We start from the raw sequence: 20,374 nt of genomic DNA on the forward strand, positions 1-20,374 counted from the left end.
GTAGAACCCGTTATCGACGCGGCGGCCGAGCGACGCGATCGGAGGAGGCAGCCTGCGTCACCACGGAGAGAGCCGGGAGGCCGCCAATCGGATCCGATGGTCGATGAGTCTCGGTACGAGCGGCACGGTGGGTTTCCCAAGATCACCCCGGCGCGCGTTGGGCCGGATTTCGGCCCGTTCGTCGAGGCCATGCGCACGTTGCAGGATCTGACCGTCTCCATCGACGCGCCCGACGACGTGCTCACCGACGCCCTCGCCCAGGCCAACCGCTTGATCGAACTGCTCGAGCCCTATCGCGCACCCGAATTGCAGGGCCCGGCCGGCCGCGCGGTCGAACTCCCCGGCCGCGGCAGTCTGCTGCTGCTCCCGTGGCGCACCGTGGAGGCCGGGCCGGACGGCATCGTGATGAAGGGCGTGTTCCGCCGCTTCCATCTCGGCGGCAATTCCGCCGCGCACGGCGGGGTGCTGCCGCTGCTGTTCGACGACCTGCTCGGCATGATCGTGCACTACGCGGGCCGCCCGATCAGCCGCACCGCCTACCTGCATGTGAACTACCGCAAGGTGACTCCGCTGGAGACCCCGCTGACGGTGCGCGGGCGAGTCGAACGAATCGAAGGTCGCAAAACTTTCATCAGCGCCGAATTGGTCGATGAGCAGGGCACAGTGCTCGCCGATTGTGAAGGGCTGATGGTGCAGTTGCTGCCGTGGCAGCCATAGCCCACGCAAGCCCGAAAGCGATGCGTATAGTTGCGGCTGCTCGTCCATCGAAATAACGATCCGGAGGACCCTGAAAGTGGTTGCAGCACTGTCTGAATCCCTGCTCGACGAGGCCAAGCGCCCGGCCTTCCTCGCTGACGCCGTCCAGGTGCTCGATGCCGAGGTCTCGGACAAGGGTGGTGCGTCCGGCCTGGCTGTGAAGGGTGGATACGCGGCGGTCAAGAAGATCAGCCCGTCCATCGTGCCCGACGCGCTGGAGTCGCTGGCGCCCAAGCTGCTCGCGCAGCTGGAGCCCTACTGGCAGGAGTACACCGCTGCCGGTTCGGGTAGCTTCGCCGACCTGCTCGTGGCCAAGTCGGACGAGGTCGCCGAGGCGTTGCTCGCCGTGACCGACGAGCGGGCCGAAGCCTCCACCCGGCCCGCCATCAAGAAGGTCTACAACTCGATGCGTTCCTCGGCCAAGAAGAACGTCATCGAGGCGCTGCCGCGCGTCGGCGATCTGGTGCAGCGGCACGCGGGCTGACGCCCCCTGGCGGTACCGCTGCGGATCCTCGCGGCGGTACCGCTTTCGTACGGGCCCCCGGCTGTCCGGCCGGGGCGCCCGGCGAATTTCGCGGCCCGGCGGCGTGATTCAGCTCGGCGCGGCCTTGCCGAAGCGCCAATAGCCGGTGAAGGTGACGTCCGCCTTGGGGATTGCGCGTTCGTTCACCAGATGCCGCCGCACCCCCGAAGCCAGCGCCTGCTCCCCGGCGATGAATCCGTACACGCCGGTGCCGGGCAGTTCGGCGGTGCGGACCGTGGCCGCCGCCAATTCGCCGATCTTGGCCGATGCGTCGGTGCGTGGCAGCCAATGCACCTGGACGCCTTCGGGTTCGCCGAGTTCCTGGACGTCATCGGTATGGGGGATCTCGATATAGGCCGCGCCGCGCAGGTCGCGCGGGGCCGACCGCAGGATGCCGGCGAGCGCGGGCAGCGCGCTCTCATCGCCCACCAGCAGCGACCAATTCGTATGCTCCGGCGCCTGATACATCACGCCTTCGTCGAACAGGCCGACCATGGTGCCCGCGCTGACATTGTTCGCCCAGGCCGAGGCCGGGCTGTCGTCGCCGTGTGAGACGAAATCGATGTCGATCTCGGCATGTTCGCCGAACCGGCCCTCGCCCGCGGGACGGAAATCGCGCACGGTGTAGTTGCGCACCAGCGGCCGCGTCTCCTTGCTCATCATCAGGTACTGCGCGTACCAGAGGTTGTTGGCCGCGGTGGGCAGCCTCAGCTCGCTCTGCTGCGGGCGGCGCAGGAACAGCCGGAACCACTGGTCGTAGCCCATCGGCGTGAAGTCGGCGAGATCCGCCCCGCCGACGGTGACGCGGACGAAATGCGGGCTGATCCGCTTGCTCGCGACCACCTCGGCGGTGCAGATCCGCCGGTCTTCCGGCTTGACGTACTTGGTGCGCTTGGCCATGCCACTTAGGTTAGCAAACCCTAAGAAACGCTGGCTGTGAGCAGGCTGACGCGTCGGGACGGCGCACCGTCTGAGAGTCTGGAGAGGTGAACCCGTCAACAGCACAGGCCCAGGTCGTCGTCGACGAGCTGGCGCGCGGGGGCGTGCGAGATGTCGTGCTGTGCCCCGGCTCGCGCAATGCGCCGCTGGCCTTCGCGTTGCAGGCCGCCGACGCCGCCGGACGGCTGCGGCTGCACATGCGCATCGACGAACGCACCGCCGGGTTTCTCGCCATCGGTCTCGCCATCGCCTCCGGCTGTCCGGTGCCCGTCGTGATGACCTCCGGCACCGCCGTGGCCAACCTCGGGCCTGCCGTGCTGGAGGCCAACTACGCGCGGGTTCCGCTCATCGTGCTCAGCGCCAACCGGCCCTACGAGATGCTCGGCACCGGCGCCAACCAGACCATCGAGCAGCTCGGCCTGTTCGGCAGCCAGGTGCGCGCCACCATCAGCCTCGGCCTGGCCGAAACCGACGACGCCGGCGGCTACGACCAGCACAACAGTGTGTGGCGCTCGGCGGTCTGCCGGGTGCTCGCCGCCGCGCGCGGCACCCGTTCCGGCAATGCCGGGCCGGTGCATTTCGACATCCCGCTGCGCGAACCGCTGGTCCCCGACCTCGCGCCCGGCGAGGCGTTGCCGCAGGGCCGCGCCGACGGCAGCGCCTGGACCGCGACCCGCTACGCGACCCTCGATGTGCCGCTCGATATCGACCTGACCCCCGATACCGTTGTCATCTCCGGCCATGGCGCCGGCCTGCGCCCGGAACTGTCGCAGCTGCCGACCGTCGCCGAGCCGACCGCCCCGATGCACGGTCCGGCCCTACATCCGCTGGCGCTGCCGTTGCTGAAGCCGAAGCAGGCGATCATCACCGGACGGCCGACGCTGCATCGTCAGGTGTCGAAGGTGCTGGCCGATCCCGAGGTAACGGTCTACGCGCTGACGACCGGCCCGCGCTGGCCCGATGTCTCCGGCAATGTGGTCGGCACCGGGACCCGCGCCGTCACCACCGGGCAGCCGCGTCCGGAATGGCTGGCGCACTGCCGCGATCTGAACGCCAAGGCCGGTCAGGTCGTGCGCGAGGAACTGGCCGGGCATCCCAAGCCGACCGGTCTGCACGTGGCCGCGGTGGTGATGGACGCGCTGCGCGAGGGCGATCAGCTGCTGCTCGGCGCCTCCAACCCGGTGCGTGACGCCGCGTTGGTGTCGGCGCCCCGCCCCGGCGTGCGGGTGCTGTCCAACCGGGGTGTGGCGGGCATCGACGGCACCGTCTCCACCGCCGTCGGCGCGGCGCTGCACCACGCCGGCCGCACCATCGCGCTGATCGGTGACCTCACCTTCTTGCACGACGCGTCCGGGCTGCTGATCGGGCGCGGCGAGCCACGGCCCGCCGACCTGACCATCGTGGTCGCCAACGACGACGGCGGCGGCATCTTCGAACTGCTCGAACAGGGCGACCCGCAGTACGCGGGCGTGTTCGAGCGAGTGTTCGGCACCCCGCACGGCATGGATCTGGCCGCCCTGTGCGCGGCCTACCGCATTCCGCACCAGCAGGTCACACCGGAAAAGCTGGCCGTGGAGTTGGCCGGGAACGCGCACGGTATCCGGGTGCTGGAAGTGGTGACCGAACGGTCGAGCCTGCGCGAACTGCACGCCACCGTGCGGGCGAAGATCCAGGGCTAGCACGCGCGCGCCGCCGCCCGAACGCTCGGGCGACGGCGTGCACGGGCCCGGTCAGGCGGGCGCTTCGGTCTCCTCGTCTTCGTATTCGTCGTCCATCGGCACCGGAATCGACTGCTCCACCACGTCGGCCGGGTTGGCTTCCCAGTTGTCCCTGGTGCGGAGCTCGGCGGTGTCGAGGCCGGTGTCCTCGTCCTCTGGCGCGATCTCGACCGACTGTTCCGCCAGGTCGGCGGGGTCGGCGGCCGGGACCGGGTCGGGGGTGTTCGGGGTCATCGTGGGCTCCTCTCCGCGTAAGCCCCGCGCGGTGCCGCGACGGGGCGGACAACAGTCCAACGCTGTCGAGCATGCTCCGGTCGGCCCGATCCGGCAACCATCGGCGGGTTGTTTCGCGGCGGCGATGAATTCCGGCGGGTGGACTCGTCTCAACGAGTGGACGCCCACCCGCTCGCTCCAGGAGACACGATGACACCGGAGTTCGATTTCGCCCCCGCCGCCACCACCCTCGCTTCCGTCGTCGCCGACATCACCGACGAACAGCTCGACGCACCCACCCCGTGCGCCGACACCACGGTGCGCGATCTGCTCGCGCATGTGGTCGATCTGACCGAAGCGTTCCGGCAGGCCGCCACCAAGGAGGCCGTCGGCGGATCGGTCGCGCCGACGACCGGGCCGGAGAATCCGCTGGTACCGGATTGGCGCACCCGGATTCCGCGTCAGCTGGACGCGCTGGTCGCCGCGTGGCGGGTGGATTCGGCGTGGGACGGTGACACCGAAGCGGGCGGGGTGAGCATGCCCGCCGCGATCATGGCCCGGGTGGCATTGGACGAACTGGTGATCCACGCCTGGGATCTGGCCCGCGCCACCGGCCGGGAGGTCTCGGTCGCCGATGCGGATCTCGATGTGCTGCTGGAGTTCTTGGCCGACACACCGGCGGAGGGGACCCCGGGCTTGTTCGGTCCGGTGGTTCCGGTTTCGGACGATGCACCGAAGGTCGACCGCTTGCTCGCGCTCACCGGGCGCGCGGCGGACTGGACGGCGGCCGGGTCGCCCGTCTGATTCGGCGCACCTCGGCGGGTGCTGCGGGGCAGAGTTCGCCGGTCTGATGTCGGTCGCCGGGGCTTCATGTGCCGTCGCGCGGACAATGTGCCGGTCTTCGCAAGGTGACCCGCGCGTAGGCGGGGATGATCCGAGTAGCGTCGGCATGACCTGGCCGACGTACCGGACCGGCCGCTGTATCGCACAGACCGCGACGTGTACCGGTGCTCGTCGGGCCGGAAGTGGCGATCCATTCGGCTAGTAAGCTGGCCGGGACATGCTGGCCCTACTTCTCGCACTCGCCGGGTTCGCATTCATCGATTCCCTTGACCTGCTGCTCGTCGGCGTCACCACGGCCATCGTGTTCGACAGCAAGCTGGGCCGCAGGTCGCCGGTTCCGGGTGGATTGAGTTTCATCGCGGGCGTTTTCGCGGTCACCACCACGTTCGGGCTGCTGGCCGTGCTCGGCATCAATTTCCTGACCGGCCTGTTCGACTTCCGGCTGACGCCGACCGTGCGGGCCTGGGGTGAGCTGGTGATCGGCCTCGCGCTCATCGCCGTCGCCTGCCTGCCCGCGGGTGCTCGCGCGCAGCAGCCCGCCTGGGCGACGGCGTTCCGGCGCAAACCGTGGCTGCTCGGCATCGTCGGCGTTGCCATCGGCCTCGCGCAAGCGCCGACCGCCATCCCGTATCTGGCCGGGCTGGCGATGATCTCGGCCCGCGATCCGCTGCCGGCTCTGTGGCCGGTGATCGTGGTGGCCTACTGCGCGCTCGCGCTGCTGCCGCCGCTGCTCGTGCTGGTGTTGGCGACCCGCCGCTCGCCGGGCGCGCAGCGGATCTATCGGACAGTGGTTCGGGTGCTGACGAAATACGGCCCGATCTCGGTCCGCGTCATCTTCGTCCTGCTCGGCCTTGCCCTGCTGGTCGATGCCGGTGTGCACTACCGGCATCTGTGGTGAGCCGCAGGGGTAATCGAGGCAACACCGGTGCGCGCATCGATCCGCGAGTGCGGGCGGTTAATGTCGGTGGCGTGGCGAAAACACACTCGGTCCGGGCCTCGCTGGACAAGCAGCCCCATGAGGTCGCGGCGATGTTCGACGAGGTCGCGCAGCGGTACGACTCCACCAATATCCTCATCTCCGGTGGTCAGGACTGGTACTGGCGGCGCGAGACGCGCAGGGCGATCGCGCCGCGGCCCGGCGAGCGGGTGCTCGACCTCGCCGCGGGCACCGGGGTGTCCACCGCGGAGTTCGCCAAGTCCGGTGCCTGGTGTGTGGCGGCCGACTTCTCCCAGGGCATGCTGAAGGCGGGCCGGTTCCGCAATGTGCCCATGGTCGCGGGCGATGCGATGGCGCTGCCGTTCGCCGACAATTCCTTCGATGCCGTCACCATCTCCTATGGCCTGCGCAATGTGGCCGATCCGGATCTGGCGCTGCGGGAAATGCTGCGGGTGACCAAACCCGGCGGACGACTCGTGGTGTGCGAGTTCTCCACGCCGACGGTGCCCGGCTTCCGTTCGGTCTACTGGCTGTACCTGACCAAGATCATGCCGATGATCGCCAAGGTGGCCAGCAGCAACCCCGAGGCCTACGCCTACCTCTCCGAGTCCATTCCGGACTGGTCGAATCAGCGTCAGTTGGCACTGCGGATCGCTGACGCGGGCTGGTCCGGCGTCCGGTGGCGCAACCTGAGCTTGGGCGCAGTCGCGCTGCACCGGGCCTACAAGCTGGGGTGATATACCTCGCACCCCGGTGAACGCCCAGCTCACAGCGGTGCATACGCCTCGGTGAGCGGAAACGTCATCTGCCGATAACATCGGGCAAACCAGCTGAAACCGAGCGCCGCAATGATCGGTGGCATGTCCGATGCGGCGACCGACCGGCAGCCGGGCACGACCAGGACGGCGTGCTCGTACTGCGGTGTGGGCTGCGGCATCACCGTCGACACCGCCCGCAACGCGACCGGCGCCACCGTCATCGCCAAGGTCAGCGGCGACAAACTGCATCCGTCGAACGCGGGCAGGCTGTGCACCAAGGGCGCCACCCACGCCGAGCTCATGCGCACCGACGGCCGCATGCGCACCGCCTACCGCCGCGACGGCCGTGACGAGGCGCCGACGCCGATCGACGTCGACGCCGCCGTCACCGAGGCCGCCAACCGGCTGCGCGCCATCCTCGACGAACACGGCCCCGACGCCATCGCCCTGTATGTCTCCGGGCAGATGTCGCTGGAAGCGCAGTATCTCGCCACCAAACTCGCCAAGGGATATCTGCGCACGGTGCATATCGAGGCCAACTCCCGGCTGTGCATGGCCAGTGCGGGCACCGGATACAAACAATCGCTCGGCGCGGACGGGCCGCCCGGCTCCTACGACGACATCGATCACGCCGACCTGTTCTTCGTCATCGGCGCGAACATGGCCGATTGCCATCCCATCCTGTTCCTGCGGATGGCCGACCGGTTGAAGGCGGGCGCCAAGCTGATCGTGGTGGATCCGCGGCGCACCGATACCGCCGCCCGCGCCGACCTGTTCTTGCAGATCGCGCCCGGCACCGATCTGGCCCTGCTGAACGGCTTGCTGCACCTGCTGGTCGAGGCGGGCGATATCGACGCCGAATTCATCGCCGAGCACACCGAGGGCTGGGCGATGATGCCGGAATTCCTCGCCGACTACACCCCCGACCGGGTTGCCGAGATCACCGGCCTTGCCGTCGAGGATCTGCGCACCGCGGCCCGCTGGATCGGCGAAGCCGGCGAGTGGATGAGCCTGTGGACGATGGGCCTCAACCAGTCCACGCACGGCACCTGGAACACCAACGCCCTGATCAACCTGCATCTGGCCACCGGAGCGATCTGCCGCCCCGGCAGCGGCCCGTTCTCGCTGACCGGTCAGCCCAACGCCATGGGCGGGCGGGAAATGGGATATATGGGTCCCGGGCTGCCCGGCCAGCGCAGCGTGCTCGACCCCGCCGACCGCACCTTCGTGGAGACGGTGTGGGGCCTGGAACCCGGCACCATACGCGCGGAATCCGGGCCCGGGACCATCGACATGTTCCGCGGACTGTCCGCGGGCACCATCAAGGCGGCCTGGATCATCTGCACCAATCCGGTGGCGACCGTGGCCAATCGGAAGACCGTCATCGCGGGCCTGGAAGCCGCCGAGCTGGTGATCGCCCAGGATGCCTATCTCGACACCGCCACCAACGCCTACGCCGATCTGCTGCTGCCCGCCACGCTGTGGGCGGAGGCCGACGCGGTGATGGTGAACTCCGAACGCAACGTCACGCTGTTGCAGAGCTCGGTGCAGCCGGCGGGCGATGCGCGCCCGGATTGGCAGCTGATCGCCCAGATGGCGACCGCCATGGGTTTCGACGGCTTCGATTTCGCTTCCAGCGCGGAGGTTTTCGACGAGATTCGGCAGTTCGCGAACCCGGCGACCGGCTACGACCTGCGCGGGATGAGCTATGAGCGGTTGCGTGAAGGGCCAATGCAGTGGCCGTGCCCCGAACCCGAGCGGCGTCGCAATCCGATCCGCTACGTCAACGATGGCGTGAGCCAAACGGAGTTCGTCGACGCCGGCGGGCATCGCCCGCGGCTGGCGTTCCCCACCGCGAGCCGTCGCGCGGTGTTCTGGCCGCGCCGGCATCTGCTGCCCGAGGAGATGCCCGATGACGACTACCCGTTCCTGCTCAATACCGGCCGCCTACAACATCAGTGGCATTCGATGACCAAAACCGGCCGCATCGACAAGCTCAACAAACTCAACGGCGAACCGTTCGTCGAAATCCACCCCGACGACGCCCGCGCCCTCGAGCTGGCCCCCGGCGATCAACTCGAGATCACCTCGCGCCGCGGCCGGGCCGTGCTGCCCGCCCGGATCAGCGACCGGGTGCGCCAGGGCGATTGCTTCGCGCCCTTCCACTGGAATGACGAACAAGGGGAGTACCTGACCATCAACGCCGTCACCAACGATGCCGTGGACGCGGATTCGCTGCAACCGGAGTTCAAGGCCTGCGCGGTCGCGTTGCGACGCGTTGCTCCGGTGGCTCGTCCGGTCCAACAGACGCCTATCGCACAACCGCAGACCGGAACCCATCCGCTGGCGGCGATGCTCGGCCTGGACGCGACCGCCACGCCGACGCTGAGCGAGACCGAACGGATCTACCTCGGCGGCTATCTGGCCGCGCTGCACTCGCTGCCGGTCACCGGCCAGCCGGTGCTGCCCGCATCGGCGCCGTTGTCGCCACAGAGCAGGCTGTGGGTGGACGGACTGCTGGCGGGTATGTATTCCCGTGGGGGAGCCGATATCACGGCCGTCTCCGAGTCCGCCGACGAACAGCGCGTAGTGACCGTGCTGTGGGCATCGCAGACCGGCAATGCCGAGGAGTTCGCCGCGACGGCCGCGCAACGCCTCACCGAATCAGGGCTAAGTCCACGGCTGCTCGAGATGGATTCCTGTGAGCTCGGCGCTCTCACCGGTGACGTGCTGGTGATCAGCAGCACCTTCGGCGATGGCGGCCCGCCCGATAACGGTAGCGACTTCTGGCAGCGGCTCGACGACGGCGCCACCCGGTTCACCGGCATGCGCTACGCCGTCTTCGCGCTGGGTGATTCCTCCTACGATGATTTCTGCGGGCACGGCCGCACACTGGATGAGAAGTTCGCCGAACGCGGTGCGACCAGGCTGCTTCCGCGCGTCGACTGCGAACCCGATTTCACCGAACCCGGACAGGCCTGGCTGGACGAGGTCATCGCGGTGCTCACCGGAAGCGGCGGCCAGGTTTCCGGGCCTGCCCCCGATTCGATCGGTTTCCCGCCGCCCGGCGGGTCCGCCGGCACCGCCACGGCTGTGCTCGACCGCACCATGACGGCGCCCGCCCCGCAGCCGGTGCGTCGTGCCCCGGCGCCGTTCAGCCGCAACGCCCCGCTGCGCGCGCCGCTGGTCCGCAACGAGGTGCTGTCCAGTGCCGATTCCTCGAAGGAGGTGCGCAGGTTCGGATTCGATCTGCGCGGACTCGACGCGAGCTACGAGGTCGGGGATTCGCTCGGAGTCTGGCCGACCAACTGTCCGTCGCTGGTGCGGGAATGGCTGGACGCGACCGGGCTGGACGGGCAGCGCACCGTCGAGGTGGACGCCACCGAGATGCCGCTGACCGAGGCGCTGCGCACCCGCTACGACATCACCAAGATCTCCCACGATCTGCTGGAATTCGTCGCCGACCGCAACCCGGATCAGCGCCTGGCCAAGCTGCTGCGCCGGGACAACCGCAACGAGTTGGCCGGCTATCTGTGGGACCGGCAAGCCGTGGATGTGCTGCGCGATTTCCCGGTGCGCGCCGACCTGGTCGTATGGCTGGGCGCGCTGAAAAAGTTGCAGCCACGCCAGTATTCGATTTCGTCGAGCCCGCTGGTGAGCCCGGATCAGGTGGAGCTGACGGTCGGCGTGGTGCGCTACGGCGATCCGGCCGCCGCGGGTTCGGCGGCCCGGCGCGGCGGGGTCTGCTCGACCTTCCTCGCCGACCGCGCCGACACCACCGAGGTGCCGATCTTCCTGCAACGCGCCCCGCATTTCCGTCCGCCGCTGGACCCGAGCGTGCCGATGATCATGGTCGGCCCCGGCACCGGTATCGCGCCGTTCCGTGGATTCCTGCACGAGCGCCGCGCCCTCGGCGCCACCGGCCGCAACTGGCTGTTCTTCGGCGATCAGCACGCCGCGCAGAACTTCTACTACCGCACCGAACTCGAGGATATGTTCCGGTCCGGGCACCTGTCCCGCCTCGACCTCGCCTTCTCCCGTGACCAGCGGGAACGGATCTACGTGCAGCACCGGATGATCGAGCACGGCGCCGAACTGTGGTCCTGGCTGCGCGACGGCGCCCACCTCTACGTCTGCGGTGACGCCGCCCGCATGGCCAAGGACGTCGACGACACCCTGCTCACGCTCGCCCAGATCCACGGCAAGCTCGACGAAGACGGGGCGCTGGCATTCAAGAAGCAGCTCGTCGCGGAGAAGCGGTACGTGCGCGACGTGTACTGAGCGCCCGAGCCGCACGTGAGCGGGGAACTCGAAGTCCACGTGCCGCTCGGTCGACGCGCTGCTTCCGGCGGCGGTGGAGACCTGTGCTGTTCACCGCCCCCCCGGTTCACTGAGGTCGTCGCGCCCGCGCGGGGACAGTTCGGTCGCCGGCGACGGCCGGCTGCTCAGCGCTGGTGACGCATAGTTCCATCCCGGTGTTATCAACAACCATCCGCACCACTGCGTTATCGGCGGCCACCTGGTGCCCGCCGCTTCCGTTGCCGCTTTCGCCGTGAATGCCTCGGCGCAGGTTCGCCGGCGATCCGCCGCGACAACCGATTTCACACCGCCGGCGGGTTGAGCCGGGTGAAGTCGGCCAGCCGGTAGTACGGGTAGTACGGGTACGGCGGCGTGACGGCGCTCGCCTTGTCCAGGCGGGCGATCTGGTCGGCCGTGAGCTGCCAGCCGATGGCGCCGAGGTTCTGGCGCAGCTGCTCCTCATTGCGGGCGCCGACGATGACGGTGGATACCGTCGGGCGGGTGAGCAGCCAGTTCAACGCGATCTGCGGGACGGTTTTGCCGGTGTCGGCGGCGATCTCGTCGAGCACATCGACCACGTCGTAGAGCAGTTCGTCGTTCACCGGCGGGCCCGCTTCGGCGGTCTGATGCAACCGGCTGCCTTCCGGAAGTGGTTGCCCGCGCCGGATCTTGCCGGTCAGCCTGCCCCAGCCGAGCGGGCTCCACACCACCGCGCCGACGCCTTCCTCCCGGCCCAGCGGCATCAGCTCCCATTCGTAGTCGCGGCCGACCAGCGAGTAGTAGACCTGGTGCGCGACATAGCGGGTCAGGCCGTGCCGATCGGCGGCGGCCAGCGATTTCATCAGCTGCCAGCCGGCGAAGTTCGAGGCGCCGAGGTAACGGATCTTGCCGGCGCGCACCAGATCATCGAGGGCGTGCAGCACCTCCTCGATCGGGGTGTTGGCGTCGAAGGCGTGCAGCTGGAACAGGTCGATGTGGTCGACGTCGAGCCGGCGCAGCGAGGCCTCCACGGCGCCGATCAGCCGGGAGCGGCCCGAGCCGGCGTCGAAGGGGCCGGGCCCGGTGGGCAGGCTCGCCTTGGTGGACAGCAGCAGCTGATCGCGTCGTCCCCGGATGGCCGCGCCGAGGACCTCCTCGGAGGCGCCGTCGGAATAGACATCCGCCGTATCGAACATGGTGACGCCCGCCTCCAGGCTGATGTCGACCATCCGCCGCGCCTGCTCGACGTCGGTATCGCCCCACGCGCTGAACAGTTCGCCGCGTCCGCCGAAGGTACCCGCGCCGAAGCTCAATGCGGGAACGAGCAGCCCCGAGGCACCCAACCGCCGGTACTCCATGATGACTCCTAAAGGGTCTATAGTTCCGTTAACAACTCGGAACGTACACCCCTTCGGCGATAAATGAAACTGGAGTCCCGTTATGACGGAAGAATCGCAGGTCCCGGGGTCGGTCCGGCCCGGTGGTCGCACGGCCCGGGTGCGCGCGGCCGTGCTGGATGCGGCCGGTGATCTGCTGGCCGAAAACGGCTTCGCGCGGCTCGATCTGGCCGAGGTCGCCGCCCGCGCCGAGGTCGGCAAGACCACCGTCTATCGCCGCTGGCGTACCCCCACCGGGCTCATCGCCGATCTGCTGGTCGACATGGCCGAAACGTCCGTCTCGCGTGCCGACACCGGTTCCCTGCTCGGTGATCTGACCGCCAACGCCCGCCTGGTCGCGAAGACCCTCACCGATCCTCGCCAAGGCCGGCTCTTCCAGGCCGTCATCGCCGCCGCCACCTGCGACGACACCACCGCCGCCGCCCTGCGCCGCTTCTACGACATCCGCCTCACCGAATGGGCCCCCTGCGTCACCGCCGCCATCGACCGAGGCGAAGCTCCTCCCGGCACCGACCCGCGCGCCGTCCTCGCCGCGGTATCGGGCCCCCTGTACTACCGCCTGCTCGCCAGCGGCGACCCGATCGACGATTTCGCCGCCCGCAGCGCCGCGCAATCGGCCGCCGACGCGGCCGCGCGGGGGACGTTCGTTCGTGAGTCCTCCACCGGCTAGTGCTGCGCTCATCCAGGATGAGCCCGTTCACGGCAGGGAGGACCCGCGTGGCGTCGGCGAACCGTGCTGCGCGCAGCAGCAGGCAACCATGGATCGAGCAAACTAGAACAAGCCGCGCAGGGCGAGGAAGCGCAGACCGCCGCCATCACCGCGAGCACCAGCGACGCCCTGGTGATCTCGTCCAGGCCGGGTGCCAGGAACTCGATGCCCGCCAGCGCGGCCGTGCTGGTGAGCAGGCCGAGCAGCGCCAGCCCGCCGCCCTGCCATTGCGCGGTGAACCAGCCGACTCGGCCGGCTGCCCGGAAAGTGAGCCTGCGGTGTAGTTCGTTGGCGATCATCGTGCTCACGATCGAACCGGCGGCATTGGCGGCCAACGGGCCGAGGCCCGGCGCAACCGAGGAAAAGCAGCAGGTAGGAGATATTGCTGGCGCCGCCGACCGCGGCGAAACGGATCAGCTGCGCGAGGGGGTGCGCACCGAACAGGAACTGCCGTGCGCGGGTGGCCCATTCCGCCGGCATCGTCGAGACGAAGACGGGAGCGGTGGCGGCGAATGCGGTGGTGTTCACGGCAATGACGGTCGCCGACCCGGCTGACGGCGGGCTGACGCCGAACTGACATACCACTGGCACGACACGAGAAGGCGCTGTCAGAACACGCGTCAGGTCGCTGTCAGCGCACGTATCAGGACGGTGTCAGGCCGGTATCAGCTGCACCGGCGACGGTAGTTGCCATGAACAGCACAGCAATTGCGGCCTCCGGGCTGCGGAAGTCCTACGGGGACAAAACAGTCCTCGACGGCGTCGACCTCACCGTCGACGCGGGCACGATCTTCGCCCTGCTCGGCCCCAACGGAGCCGGCAAAACCACGACGGTGAACGTCCTGACCACCCTCTTGAAAGCCGACTCCGGCACCGCCCGCGTGGCGGGCCACGATGTCGATGCCGAGACCAAGGCGGTTCGCGCGTCCATCGGCGTCACCGGGCAGTTCGCCGCGGTGGACGATCTGCTGACCGGCGAGGAGAACCTGCGGTTGATGGCCGATCTGCACCGCCTGCGCGGCAAGGACGGCAAGCGGGTGATCGCCGAGCTGCTGGAACGATTCGATCTGGTCGGATCGGCGCGCAAGCCCGCAGGCAGCTACTCCGGTGGTATGCGCAGGAAGCTGGATCTGGCGATGACGCTGGTCACCAAGCCGGAGATCGTCTTCCTCGACGAGCCGACCACCGGGCTCGACCCGCGCAGTAGGCGCACCATGTGGGAGATCGTGCGTGAGCTCACCGCAGGCGGCGTGACGATCTTCCTCACCACCCAGTACCTCGAGGAAGCCGACCAGCTGGCCGACCGCATCGCGGTCCTCGACCAGGGCCATATCGTGGCCGAGGGTACCGCCGAGGAACTCAAGCGCCGCGTCCCCGGCAGCCACATCCGGCTGCGCTTCACCAGCAGCACCGAACTGGCCGCGGCCGCGCGCATCCTGTCCGGCGCCACCGCCGACGAGGACGCGCTCACGCTGAGCGTTCCCGGCGACGGCAGCTCGGCCGCGCTGCGTGAGCTGCTGGACCGGCTCGCCGCCCACTCCATGGAGGCCGCGCAGGTTTCCATCCACACCCCCGATCTCGACGACGTTTTCCTTGCCCTGACCGGGCACGCCACCACGGAGGCCGAAGCACGATGAGCACCGCGACCGCAACCAGCAGCCTGTCCGCCGCCCTGTTCGATTCGTCGGTGATGTTGCGCCGCAACTTCACCCACATCACCCGCTCACCCGTCACCGTGTTCAACGCGGCGCTGATGCCCGTCGTGATGATGCTGATCTTCGTCTACGTCTTCGGCGACGCCTTCGACGTCGGCGGGGATTACATCGATTACGCCGTGCCGGGCATGCTCATGCTTGCCATCAGCTACGGGCTGTCCGGCACGGCCGTCGCGGTGAGTTCGGACATGACCAAGGGCGTGATCAACCGGTTCAAGGTCATGGATGTGTCCAGGGGTGCCGTGCTCACCGGCCATGTCGCCGCGAGCATGGTCACCGATATCGTCGCCATCGCCGCCGTCCTCGGCGTCGGTTTCGCGCTCGGCTTCCGCTCCCCGGCCGATGCCGTGCAGTGGCTCGGCGCCCTCGGTGTCCTGCTGGCCACCGCGTTCGCCGCCGCCTGGCTCACCGTCGCGCTCGGCATGTCGGCGAAAACCCCTGAGGCCGCGGGCATGTCGGTGGTCCCGCTGATCATGCTGCCCTTCCTCAGCAGCGCGATCGTCCCCGCCGACAAAATGGGCCCCGGCGTGCGCCAGTTCGCCGAATACCAGCCCTTCACCCCGATCATCGAATCCGTCCGCGGCTTCCTCGCCGGCACCCCCTCCACCGCCGACACCCTCACCGCCCTCGCCTGGTGCGCAGGCTTCGCCATCATCGGCTACGTGTGGTCCCGAGCGACTTTCAGCAAGCGAGCGTGAACCCCACACGCTCTTCCCGTCCCCCTCCGCATCGCCCCGGTGACCTCGTCGCCGGGGCGATGCGCCGTTGGTGGGGTACGGCAAGCAGGCCGTAGCCGCGATCACCAGCAACGGGAGCCCACTCGCGACCGCGTACCCGGCGGCTATCCAGCCGCTCACTGCTGGCGTCCGATCGACCAGCGAGCGAAAGACAGGCGAGGACAAACTGATTCGACGTCGCTGTAATGCATGACGGCATTGAGGGTGATCGGATCCAGATGGTCCGGCGCGGGAATGATCAACGCATCGGCGTCGGCTTCACGCACCTGGTCCGCGAGTGGGATAACGGAACCTTCACTTCGTAGAAATCGGCCGCGCACACGCCATGCAGCGCAACTACCGCGACTCGCTGCACGCCCTGCTACGCGCCGAACACGCCGCCCCCCAGCATGTTCGCACCATGGTCCACGTTCGGGAGCTGGTCGGCCACATGATGCGAACAGCCCGCCGCGACCGCACCACAGGCGACCTCGGCCGACTCGCCCAGCGGGTAGGTGTCGTGCCCGCTCGATAGCCACCAGACGTCGCGCGGACTCGCCCCGTACACCGACCTCGCACAGGCTGCCGGCACTTCGCACACCCTATCGAGCCTCTCCGCGCCGACAACCTATGCGACGTTGACATGGTGGAGGTCGTGGTCGGGCTTGCTGGCGGTGAGATCACTCGTTGGAGGGGCGGTTCGTGAGGGAAACGGCGGCATTCCCCCCGATCTCGATAGCAGTCTCACGCACGATGTAGTCAGAATCCTCCAGGGCCTGAATCAACACAGGGCGTGCCGAATCCGGCTCCACGCGAGCCAGATAATCCAGAACGCTCGCCCGGATGAGTGGCGACGAATGCCCTACGAGGCCACGGATTCTGTCCGCGACATCGGTGACACCGAGTGAACCGAGCAGCCTGATCGCGTCCGCCGCAACGATAGGCTCGGCATTGCCGGCCAGCGACTTCGCCCGCTCAACGAACTGCGGATCATCGCCCTGCTGAACTGCCAGCACGGTCAGCGCAGCGCGCAACTGTGGAATCCGCCGACTGGCCAACTCCTGTACCAGCACTTCGATGCCGGCTCGGCCATGCTCGTACAGCCCCTGCGCGACGACCTCGTAGTAGTCGTCGTACTCGCCATCGACCGAAAACCGATCCACCAGATCCGATACCGATGGACCCGCCGGCTGGCCCCGCACCTCTTCGGCCGCCAAGACCTCGGACCACGGACGTTCGCCCGGCGATCCCTCACCTGTGGTCACTTGACGCCACTGATCTCATCGAGCGCGTTGCCCTTGAACTCACAAATTGTCACGAACCGAGCGTCCGCGCTACCAACTCGTCCCGATCCGCCACAGCCCCCTCCTTCATCGCCACTGCAAACCCCTTCTCCCCGAGGTGGATCCGTGCCTCCTCCTCGATGGCAGCCGCGTCCGGATGAGAACGGTCGGGTAGCCCGCGGGCGGCGGTGCTTGCCGCGAGCAGGCGGGCGGCTTGCTCGAAATCTCCGGAGCGCAAGGCCAGATCTGCGATACCGACAAGGATTTGGGCGATCAGGGCGGCGTGCCCGGAGAGGGTGGCGGCTTGGTAGGCGGTGGTGTGGTGGGTCCGGGCCTCGGTGAGGTCTTCGGTGAGGTAGCCGCGCAGGGAATGCAGGGTGGCGGAGACGTTGGGTTGCTCGGCGTCGGGGCCGAGGACGGTGCGGGCGAGGTCGATCTGCTGGTGGGCGAGGGCGGTGTCGCGGGTCCAGCGGGCGAGTTCGGCACGGGCCATGGCGACTTCGGCGAGGGAGGTCGGCCAGCCGGTCTGGTCGGCGCGGCGCTGCGCTTCGGCCAGGGCGGCCGCGCTCGCGTCGGGGTCGTCGAGCAGCCAGTACAGCTGCGCTTTCCTGGCGTGGATCGGCACCAGATCCTCGATCGCGCCGACTTCTGTGATGACGGCGGCGGCCTCGTCGTACAGTTCGCACGCCGCCCGGAATTCGCCGCGTAGGGCGGTCCGAGCGGCCAGCTCGGTCAGCGCGAACGACATGCCCCAGCGCTCGCCGATGGCGCGGAACTCGGTGAGCGCCTGTTCGAGGTATTCGTCGGCCGCGGTGCCCTCGTGTCCGAGCACGGTGCGCAGTTTGCCCAGTTGCAGCCGGGCCAGTGCCCGCACCCAGGGGTCGTCGTCGGTGAGCAGGGCCTCGAAGGCGGGCAGGAACGCGTCGGGGCCGGCGAGCATGCGGTCGAGCGCGGTGGTGAACCGCAGCGCCGGATGGCCGCCCTCGACACCACGGCCGGCCGCGCACGCCTTGCGGATCCATTCCGCGATGTGCTGTTCGTCATTGCGGCCCGCGCTGACGAAGTGCACGACGAGCCCGTAGACCATCGCCTGCGTCTCTGCATCGACGGTGCCGCCCGATTCGGCTGCCGCGACGACGTATTCGGTGCCCTCGGCCTTGTGCCCGCCCAGCCACCAGTACCAGCCGGCGGCCGCCGCGAGCCGCGTCGCTCCGTCGGCGTCGCCTGCGCCGAGTGCACCACGCATGGCCGCGGCGATGTTGTCGTGTTCGGCTTCGAGCACGGCCAGCCATTTCAGCTGTTCCGCGCGGCGCAGGTGGGGTTCGGCGGTGGCGGCGAGGTCGGTGAAGTACTTCAGGTGAGCACGTCGGGCGGTTTCGGCGTCGCCGGATTCGGCGAGCCGATCGGCGGCGTACTGCTTGATGGTTTCGAGCATCCGGAAGCGCGGATTATCGTCCGAGGTGACCAGCAGCAACGATTTCTCGGTCAGCGCGGTCAGCAGCTCGAGCACCTCCCACTGTTCGACCGTGCCGCCGTCGGCGCAAACATGTTCGGCCGCTTCTAGATTCGCGCCACCGGCGAACATCGCGAGCCTGCGCAGCACCGTCCGTTCGGCCTCGCTGAGCAGTTCCCAGCTCCAGTCGACCACCGCGCGCAGGGTCCGGTGCTGGGCGATCGCGGTGCGGCTGCCGCCGGTGAGCAGCCGGAACCGGTCGTCGAGGCGGTGCGCGAGCTGATCGAGGGACATGGTGCGCAAGCGCGCCGCCGCCAATTCGATCGCCAGCGGAATGCCGTCGAGGGCACGGCAGATCCGGGCCATGGTCGCCAGGGTCGCGGGGTCGCTGCCGAGATCCTTGCGCACCGCACCTGCCCGGTCCCGCAGCAGCGCCACGGCGGGGGTTTTCGCGATGGTGTCGGGGTCCGCGTCGGCGCCGGGCAAGAGCAGGGGTTCCACCTGCCACAGCGCCTCACCGGTGATGCCGAGGGGTTCGCGGCTGGTCGCCAGAATGCGCAGCCGCCGGCACTCGCCGAGCAGGCGATGAGCGAAGCCGGCCGCGGCCTCGATCACATGCTCGCAGTTGTCCAGGATCAGCAGGGTTTCCCGGTCGCGGATCGCCGCGATGAGCCGATCCATCGGTTCGGTATCGGCCGTGCTGCCCAGCAGCGCGTCACGCAGCCCGAAGGCCGACAGCGCCGCCTGCGCCAGATCGCCGCTGCCATCGGCGCCCGCCAGTTCCACCAGCCAGGCGCCGTCGGGCAGATCACCGAGCATGGAGTGGGCGGTTTCGGAGGCCAAGCGGGTCTTGCCGGAACCACCGGGGCCGGTCAGCGTGGTGAGCCGGTGCGCGGCGATGAGTTCGCGCACCGCGGCGATATCGCTGCGCTTACCGATGTAGCTGGTGAGTTCGGCGCGCAGGTTCGTGCTGCGCTGCTGCGGACGTGCGCCCACCTCGCCGCGCAGCAGGGCGACGTGCAGCGTGGACAGCTCCGGTGACGGGTCGACGCCGAGTTCATCGGCGAGCGCCTCCCTGGTGCGCTGGAACACCGTCAGCGCTTCGGCCCCGCGCCCCGCCGCGGCGAGCGCCCGCATGAGCGCACCGGCCAGCCGTTCCCGCGCCGGATGCTGGGCGACCAGATCGGTCAGCTCGGTGACCAGCTCGGCCCCGCGACCCAACCGGATCTCCGCTTCGTACAGATCCTCCATCGCCGACAGCCGCAAGTTGTCGTATCGGGTGACGACCGCGGCGACGTCATCGCTGTCGCCCAGATCCTGCATCGCCGGCCCGCGCCACAGTTCCAGGGCCTCCCGCAGCAGCCGGGCCTGAGACGCGTCATCGCCGCCGCGCGCCTGATCGAGCAGTTGATCGAAGCGCACCGCGTCGACGGCTCCCGGCTCGATGGCCAGCCGGTACCCGCCCGCCTGCACATCGAGCGCGCCCTCGGGCAACACCCGGCGCAAACGGGAGACCAACGCCTGCAAGGCATTAGCGGCATCCGCCGGCGGCTGCTCGCCCCAGATCCAGTCGACCAGCTTGGTCTTGGCGACCGCGCGGCCGGGCTCGAGCGCCAGCGCCACCAGCAACGCGCGCAACCGTGCACCCGGTATCGCTATCAATCCACCGTCAGCTGTCCGGATCTCCAGCGGGCCGAGCATCGTGATCTGCACCGGCTCATTCTGCCCGGGTCGTCAACGGCGCGCCCGGCGTCGCCCCCCGGGGGCGGGTGGTCCGGGCGGTAGGCCATGCATGGTGCCGGCGGATTGCCGGTTGCCGGCCGGTCGACCGGCCTGCGTGGTTGGCGCTGCGTGTGGCGCCGACGGATGGTGTCCGGTCGTCAGCCAGCTGTGCGGTCTCGCTGGTGGGCCGTGCCCGGCGCCGCGCGAGATCGTGTCCGTGCGGCCCGACGTGTGCCGACCGGGTGGTGTGCAACGGGATCGTGGATCGTTCCGAGCGGTTCGCGCGAGGTGTTCATCCGGTCGAATGCCGTGGTCAGCGGGGTAGAACCGCGTGCTCAATGAGGCCGCCCGGCATATCAGGCGGGGCATCAGCTCGGTGTCAGGTCCGTATCAGCCGCCCCCGCGACAGTAGTC

The 20,374-nt window shown here is 68.9% G+C and carries 18 protein-coding genes; 11 read left to right on the top strand and 7 right to left on the bottom strand.

Annotation, left to right across the window (positions count from 1 at the left end; genetic code table 11):
* Positions 1-96: 96 nt before the first annotated feature.
* Together AC5W7N_RS07935 and AC5W7N_RS07940 are read left to right on the top strand one after the other, a co-directional pair.
* Positions 97-717, top strand: coding sequence for a PaaI family thioesterase (locus AC5W7N_RS07935; RefSeq protein ID WP_495923451.1), 621 nt, complete (start codon positions 97-99; stop codon positions 715-717).
* A 76-nt stretch (positions 718-793) separates the two neighbouring features.
* Positions 794-1,240 carry a DUF6918 family protein gene (locus AC5W7N_RS07940; RefSeq protein ID WP_036540534.1) on the top strand — a complete coding sequence of 149 codons (447 nt, stop codon included), beginning with the start codon at positions 794-796 and terminating at the stop codon, positions 1,238-1,240.
* 108 nt (positions 1,241-1,348) lie between these two features.
* On the opposite strand, the gene AC5W7N_RS07945 is transcribed toward AC5W7N_RS07940, so the two are convergent.
* On the bottom strand, positions 1,349-2,179 hold the full coding sequence (locus tag AC5W7N_RS07945) for a siderophore-interacting protein (protein ID WP_280212796.1): 831 nt from the start codon (positions 2,177-2,179) through the stop codon (positions 1,349-1,351).
* A gap of 86 nt (positions 2,180-2,265) precedes the next feature.
* Here AC5W7N_RS07945 and menD point away from each other — a divergent pair, with 86 nt between their 5' ends.
* On the top strand, positions 2,266-3,897 hold the full coding sequence (menD, locus tag AC5W7N_RS07950) for a 2-succinyl-5-enolpyruvyl-6-hydroxy-3-cyclohexene-1-carboxylic-acid synthase (protein ID WP_280212797.1): 1,632 nt from the start codon (positions 2,266-2,268) through the stop codon (positions 3,895-3,897).
* Positions 3,898-3,948: 51 nt separating this feature from the next.
* Here menD and AC5W7N_RS07955 read toward each other — a convergent pair whose 3' ends face one another.
* The gene (locus AC5W7N_RS07955) at positions 3,949-4,170 is read right to left on the bottom strand and encodes an Rv3202a family protein (protein WP_051016825.1); all 222 of its coding nucleotides are present in this window, start codon (positions 4,168-4,170) and stop codon (positions 3,949-3,951) included.
* 189 nt (positions 4,171-4,359) lie between these two features.
* Here AC5W7N_RS07955 and AC5W7N_RS07960 point away from each other — a divergent pair, with 189 nt between their 5' ends.
* From AC5W7N_RS07960 to AC5W7N_RS07975, 4 genes are all read left to right on the top strand, one after another.
* Positions 4,360-4,953, top strand: coding sequence for a TIGR03086 family metal-binding protein (locus tag AC5W7N_RS07960; protein ID WP_163810136.1), 594 nt, complete (start codon positions 4,360-4,362; stop codon positions 4,951-4,953).
* Between the two features lie 256 nt (positions 4,954-5,209).
* Positions 5,210-5,890 carry a GAP family protein gene (locus tag AC5W7N_RS07965; protein WP_495923452.1) on the top strand — a complete coding sequence of 227 codons (681 nt, stop codon included), beginning with the start codon at positions 5,210-5,212 and terminating at the stop codon, positions 5,888-5,890.
* A 71-nt stretch (positions 5,891-5,961) separates the two neighbouring features.
* Positions 5,962-6,666, top strand: a complete 705-nt coding sequence (locus AC5W7N_RS07970; protein ID WP_495923453.1) for a demethylmenaquinone methyltransferase — start codon at positions 5,962-5,964, stop codon at positions 6,664-6,666.
* A 123-nt stretch (positions 6,667-6,789) separates the two neighbouring features.
* The gene (locus tag AC5W7N_RS07975) at positions 6,790-10,968 is read left to right on the top strand and encodes a bifunctional nitrate reductase/sulfite reductase flavoprotein subunit alpha (RefSeq protein ID WP_495923454.1); all 4,179 of its coding nucleotides are present in this window, start codon (positions 6,790-6,792) and stop codon (positions 10,966-10,968) included.
* A gap of 320 nt (positions 10,969-11,288) precedes the next feature.
* Here the strand turns inward: AC5W7N_RS07975 and AC5W7N_RS07980 are convergent, their stop codons facing one another.
* Complete coding sequence (locus AC5W7N_RS07980; protein WP_194990436.1) at positions 11,289-12,323, bottom strand: aldo/keto reductase; 1,035 nt, start codon at positions 12,321-12,323, stop codon at positions 11,289-11,291.
* 82 nt (positions 12,324-12,405) lie between these two features.
* Here AC5W7N_RS07980 and AC5W7N_RS07985 point away from each other — a divergent pair, with 82 nt between their 5' ends.
* Entirely contained in the window at positions 12,406-13,032 is a 627-nt protein-coding gene (locus AC5W7N_RS07985) for a TetR/AcrR family transcriptional regulator (RefSeq protein WP_195006818.1), read from the top strand.
* 8 nt (positions 13,033-13,040) lie between these two features.
* Here the strand turns inward: AC5W7N_RS07985 and AC5W7N_RS07990 are convergent, their stop codons facing one another.
* On the bottom strand, positions 13,041-13,370 hold the full coding sequence (locus AC5W7N_RS07990) for a hypothetical protein (protein WP_495923455.1): 330 nt from the start codon (positions 13,368-13,370) through the stop codon (positions 13,041-13,043).
* Here AC5W7N_RS07990 and AC5W7N_RS07995 point away from each other — a divergent pair.
* The 3 genes from AC5W7N_RS07995 to AC5W7N_RS08005 all read left to right on the top strand — a co-directional run bounded on the left by AC5W7N_RS07995 (position 13,360) and on the right by AC5W7N_RS08005 (position 15,484).
* The gene (locus AC5W7N_RS07995) at positions 13,360-13,626 is read left to right on the top strand and encodes a hypothetical protein (RefSeq protein WP_495923456.1); all 267 of its coding nucleotides are present in this window, start codon (positions 13,360-13,362) and stop codon (positions 13,624-13,626) included. The genes AC5W7N_RS07990 and AC5W7N_RS07995 overlap by 11 nt on opposite strands.
* Positions 13,627-13,763: 137 nt before the next feature.
* Positions 13,764-14,708 (top strand): ATP-binding cassette domain-containing protein, encoded by a 945-nt coding sequence (locus AC5W7N_RS08000; RefSeq protein ID WP_194991274.1) that lies wholly within the window; start codon positions 13,764-13,766, stop codon positions 14,706-14,708.
* Positions 14,705-15,484: an ABC transporter permease gene (locus AC5W7N_RS08005; protein ID WP_495923457.1), complete on the top strand. Its 780-nt coding sequence runs from the start codon at positions 14,705-14,707 to the stop codon at positions 15,482-15,484. Before AC5W7N_RS08000 ends, AC5W7N_RS08005 begins: the two co-directional genes overlap by 4 nt.
* 155 nt (positions 15,485-15,639) lie before the next feature.
* On the opposite strand, the gene AC5W7N_RS08010 is transcribed toward AC5W7N_RS08005, so the two are convergent.
* The 3 genes from AC5W7N_RS08010 to AC5W7N_RS08020 all read right to left on the bottom strand — a co-directional run bounded on the left by AC5W7N_RS08010 (position 15,640) and on the right by AC5W7N_RS08020 (position 19,951).
* Positions 15,640-15,789 carry a hypothetical protein gene (locus tag AC5W7N_RS08010; protein WP_195020094.1) on the bottom strand — a complete coding sequence of 50 codons (150 nt, stop codon included), beginning with the start codon at positions 15,787-15,789 and terminating at the stop codon, positions 15,640-15,642.
* 393 nt (positions 15,790-16,182) lie between these two features.
* On the bottom strand, positions 16,183-16,767 hold the full coding sequence (locus tag AC5W7N_RS08015; RefSeq protein WP_195020093.1) for a HEAT repeat domain-containing protein: 585 nt from the start codon (positions 16,765-16,767) through the stop codon (positions 16,183-16,185).
* A 49-nt stretch (positions 16,768-16,816) separates the two neighbouring features.
* Positions 16,817-19,951 (bottom strand): AfsR/SARP family transcriptional regulator, encoded by a 3,135-nt coding sequence (locus AC5W7N_RS08020; protein ID WP_495923458.1) that lies wholly within the window; start codon positions 19,949-19,951, stop codon positions 16,817-16,819.
* Between the last annotated feature and the right edge of the window lie 423 nt (positions 19,952-20,374).

This window comes from Nocardia sp. CDC519 (assembly GCF_059509835.1).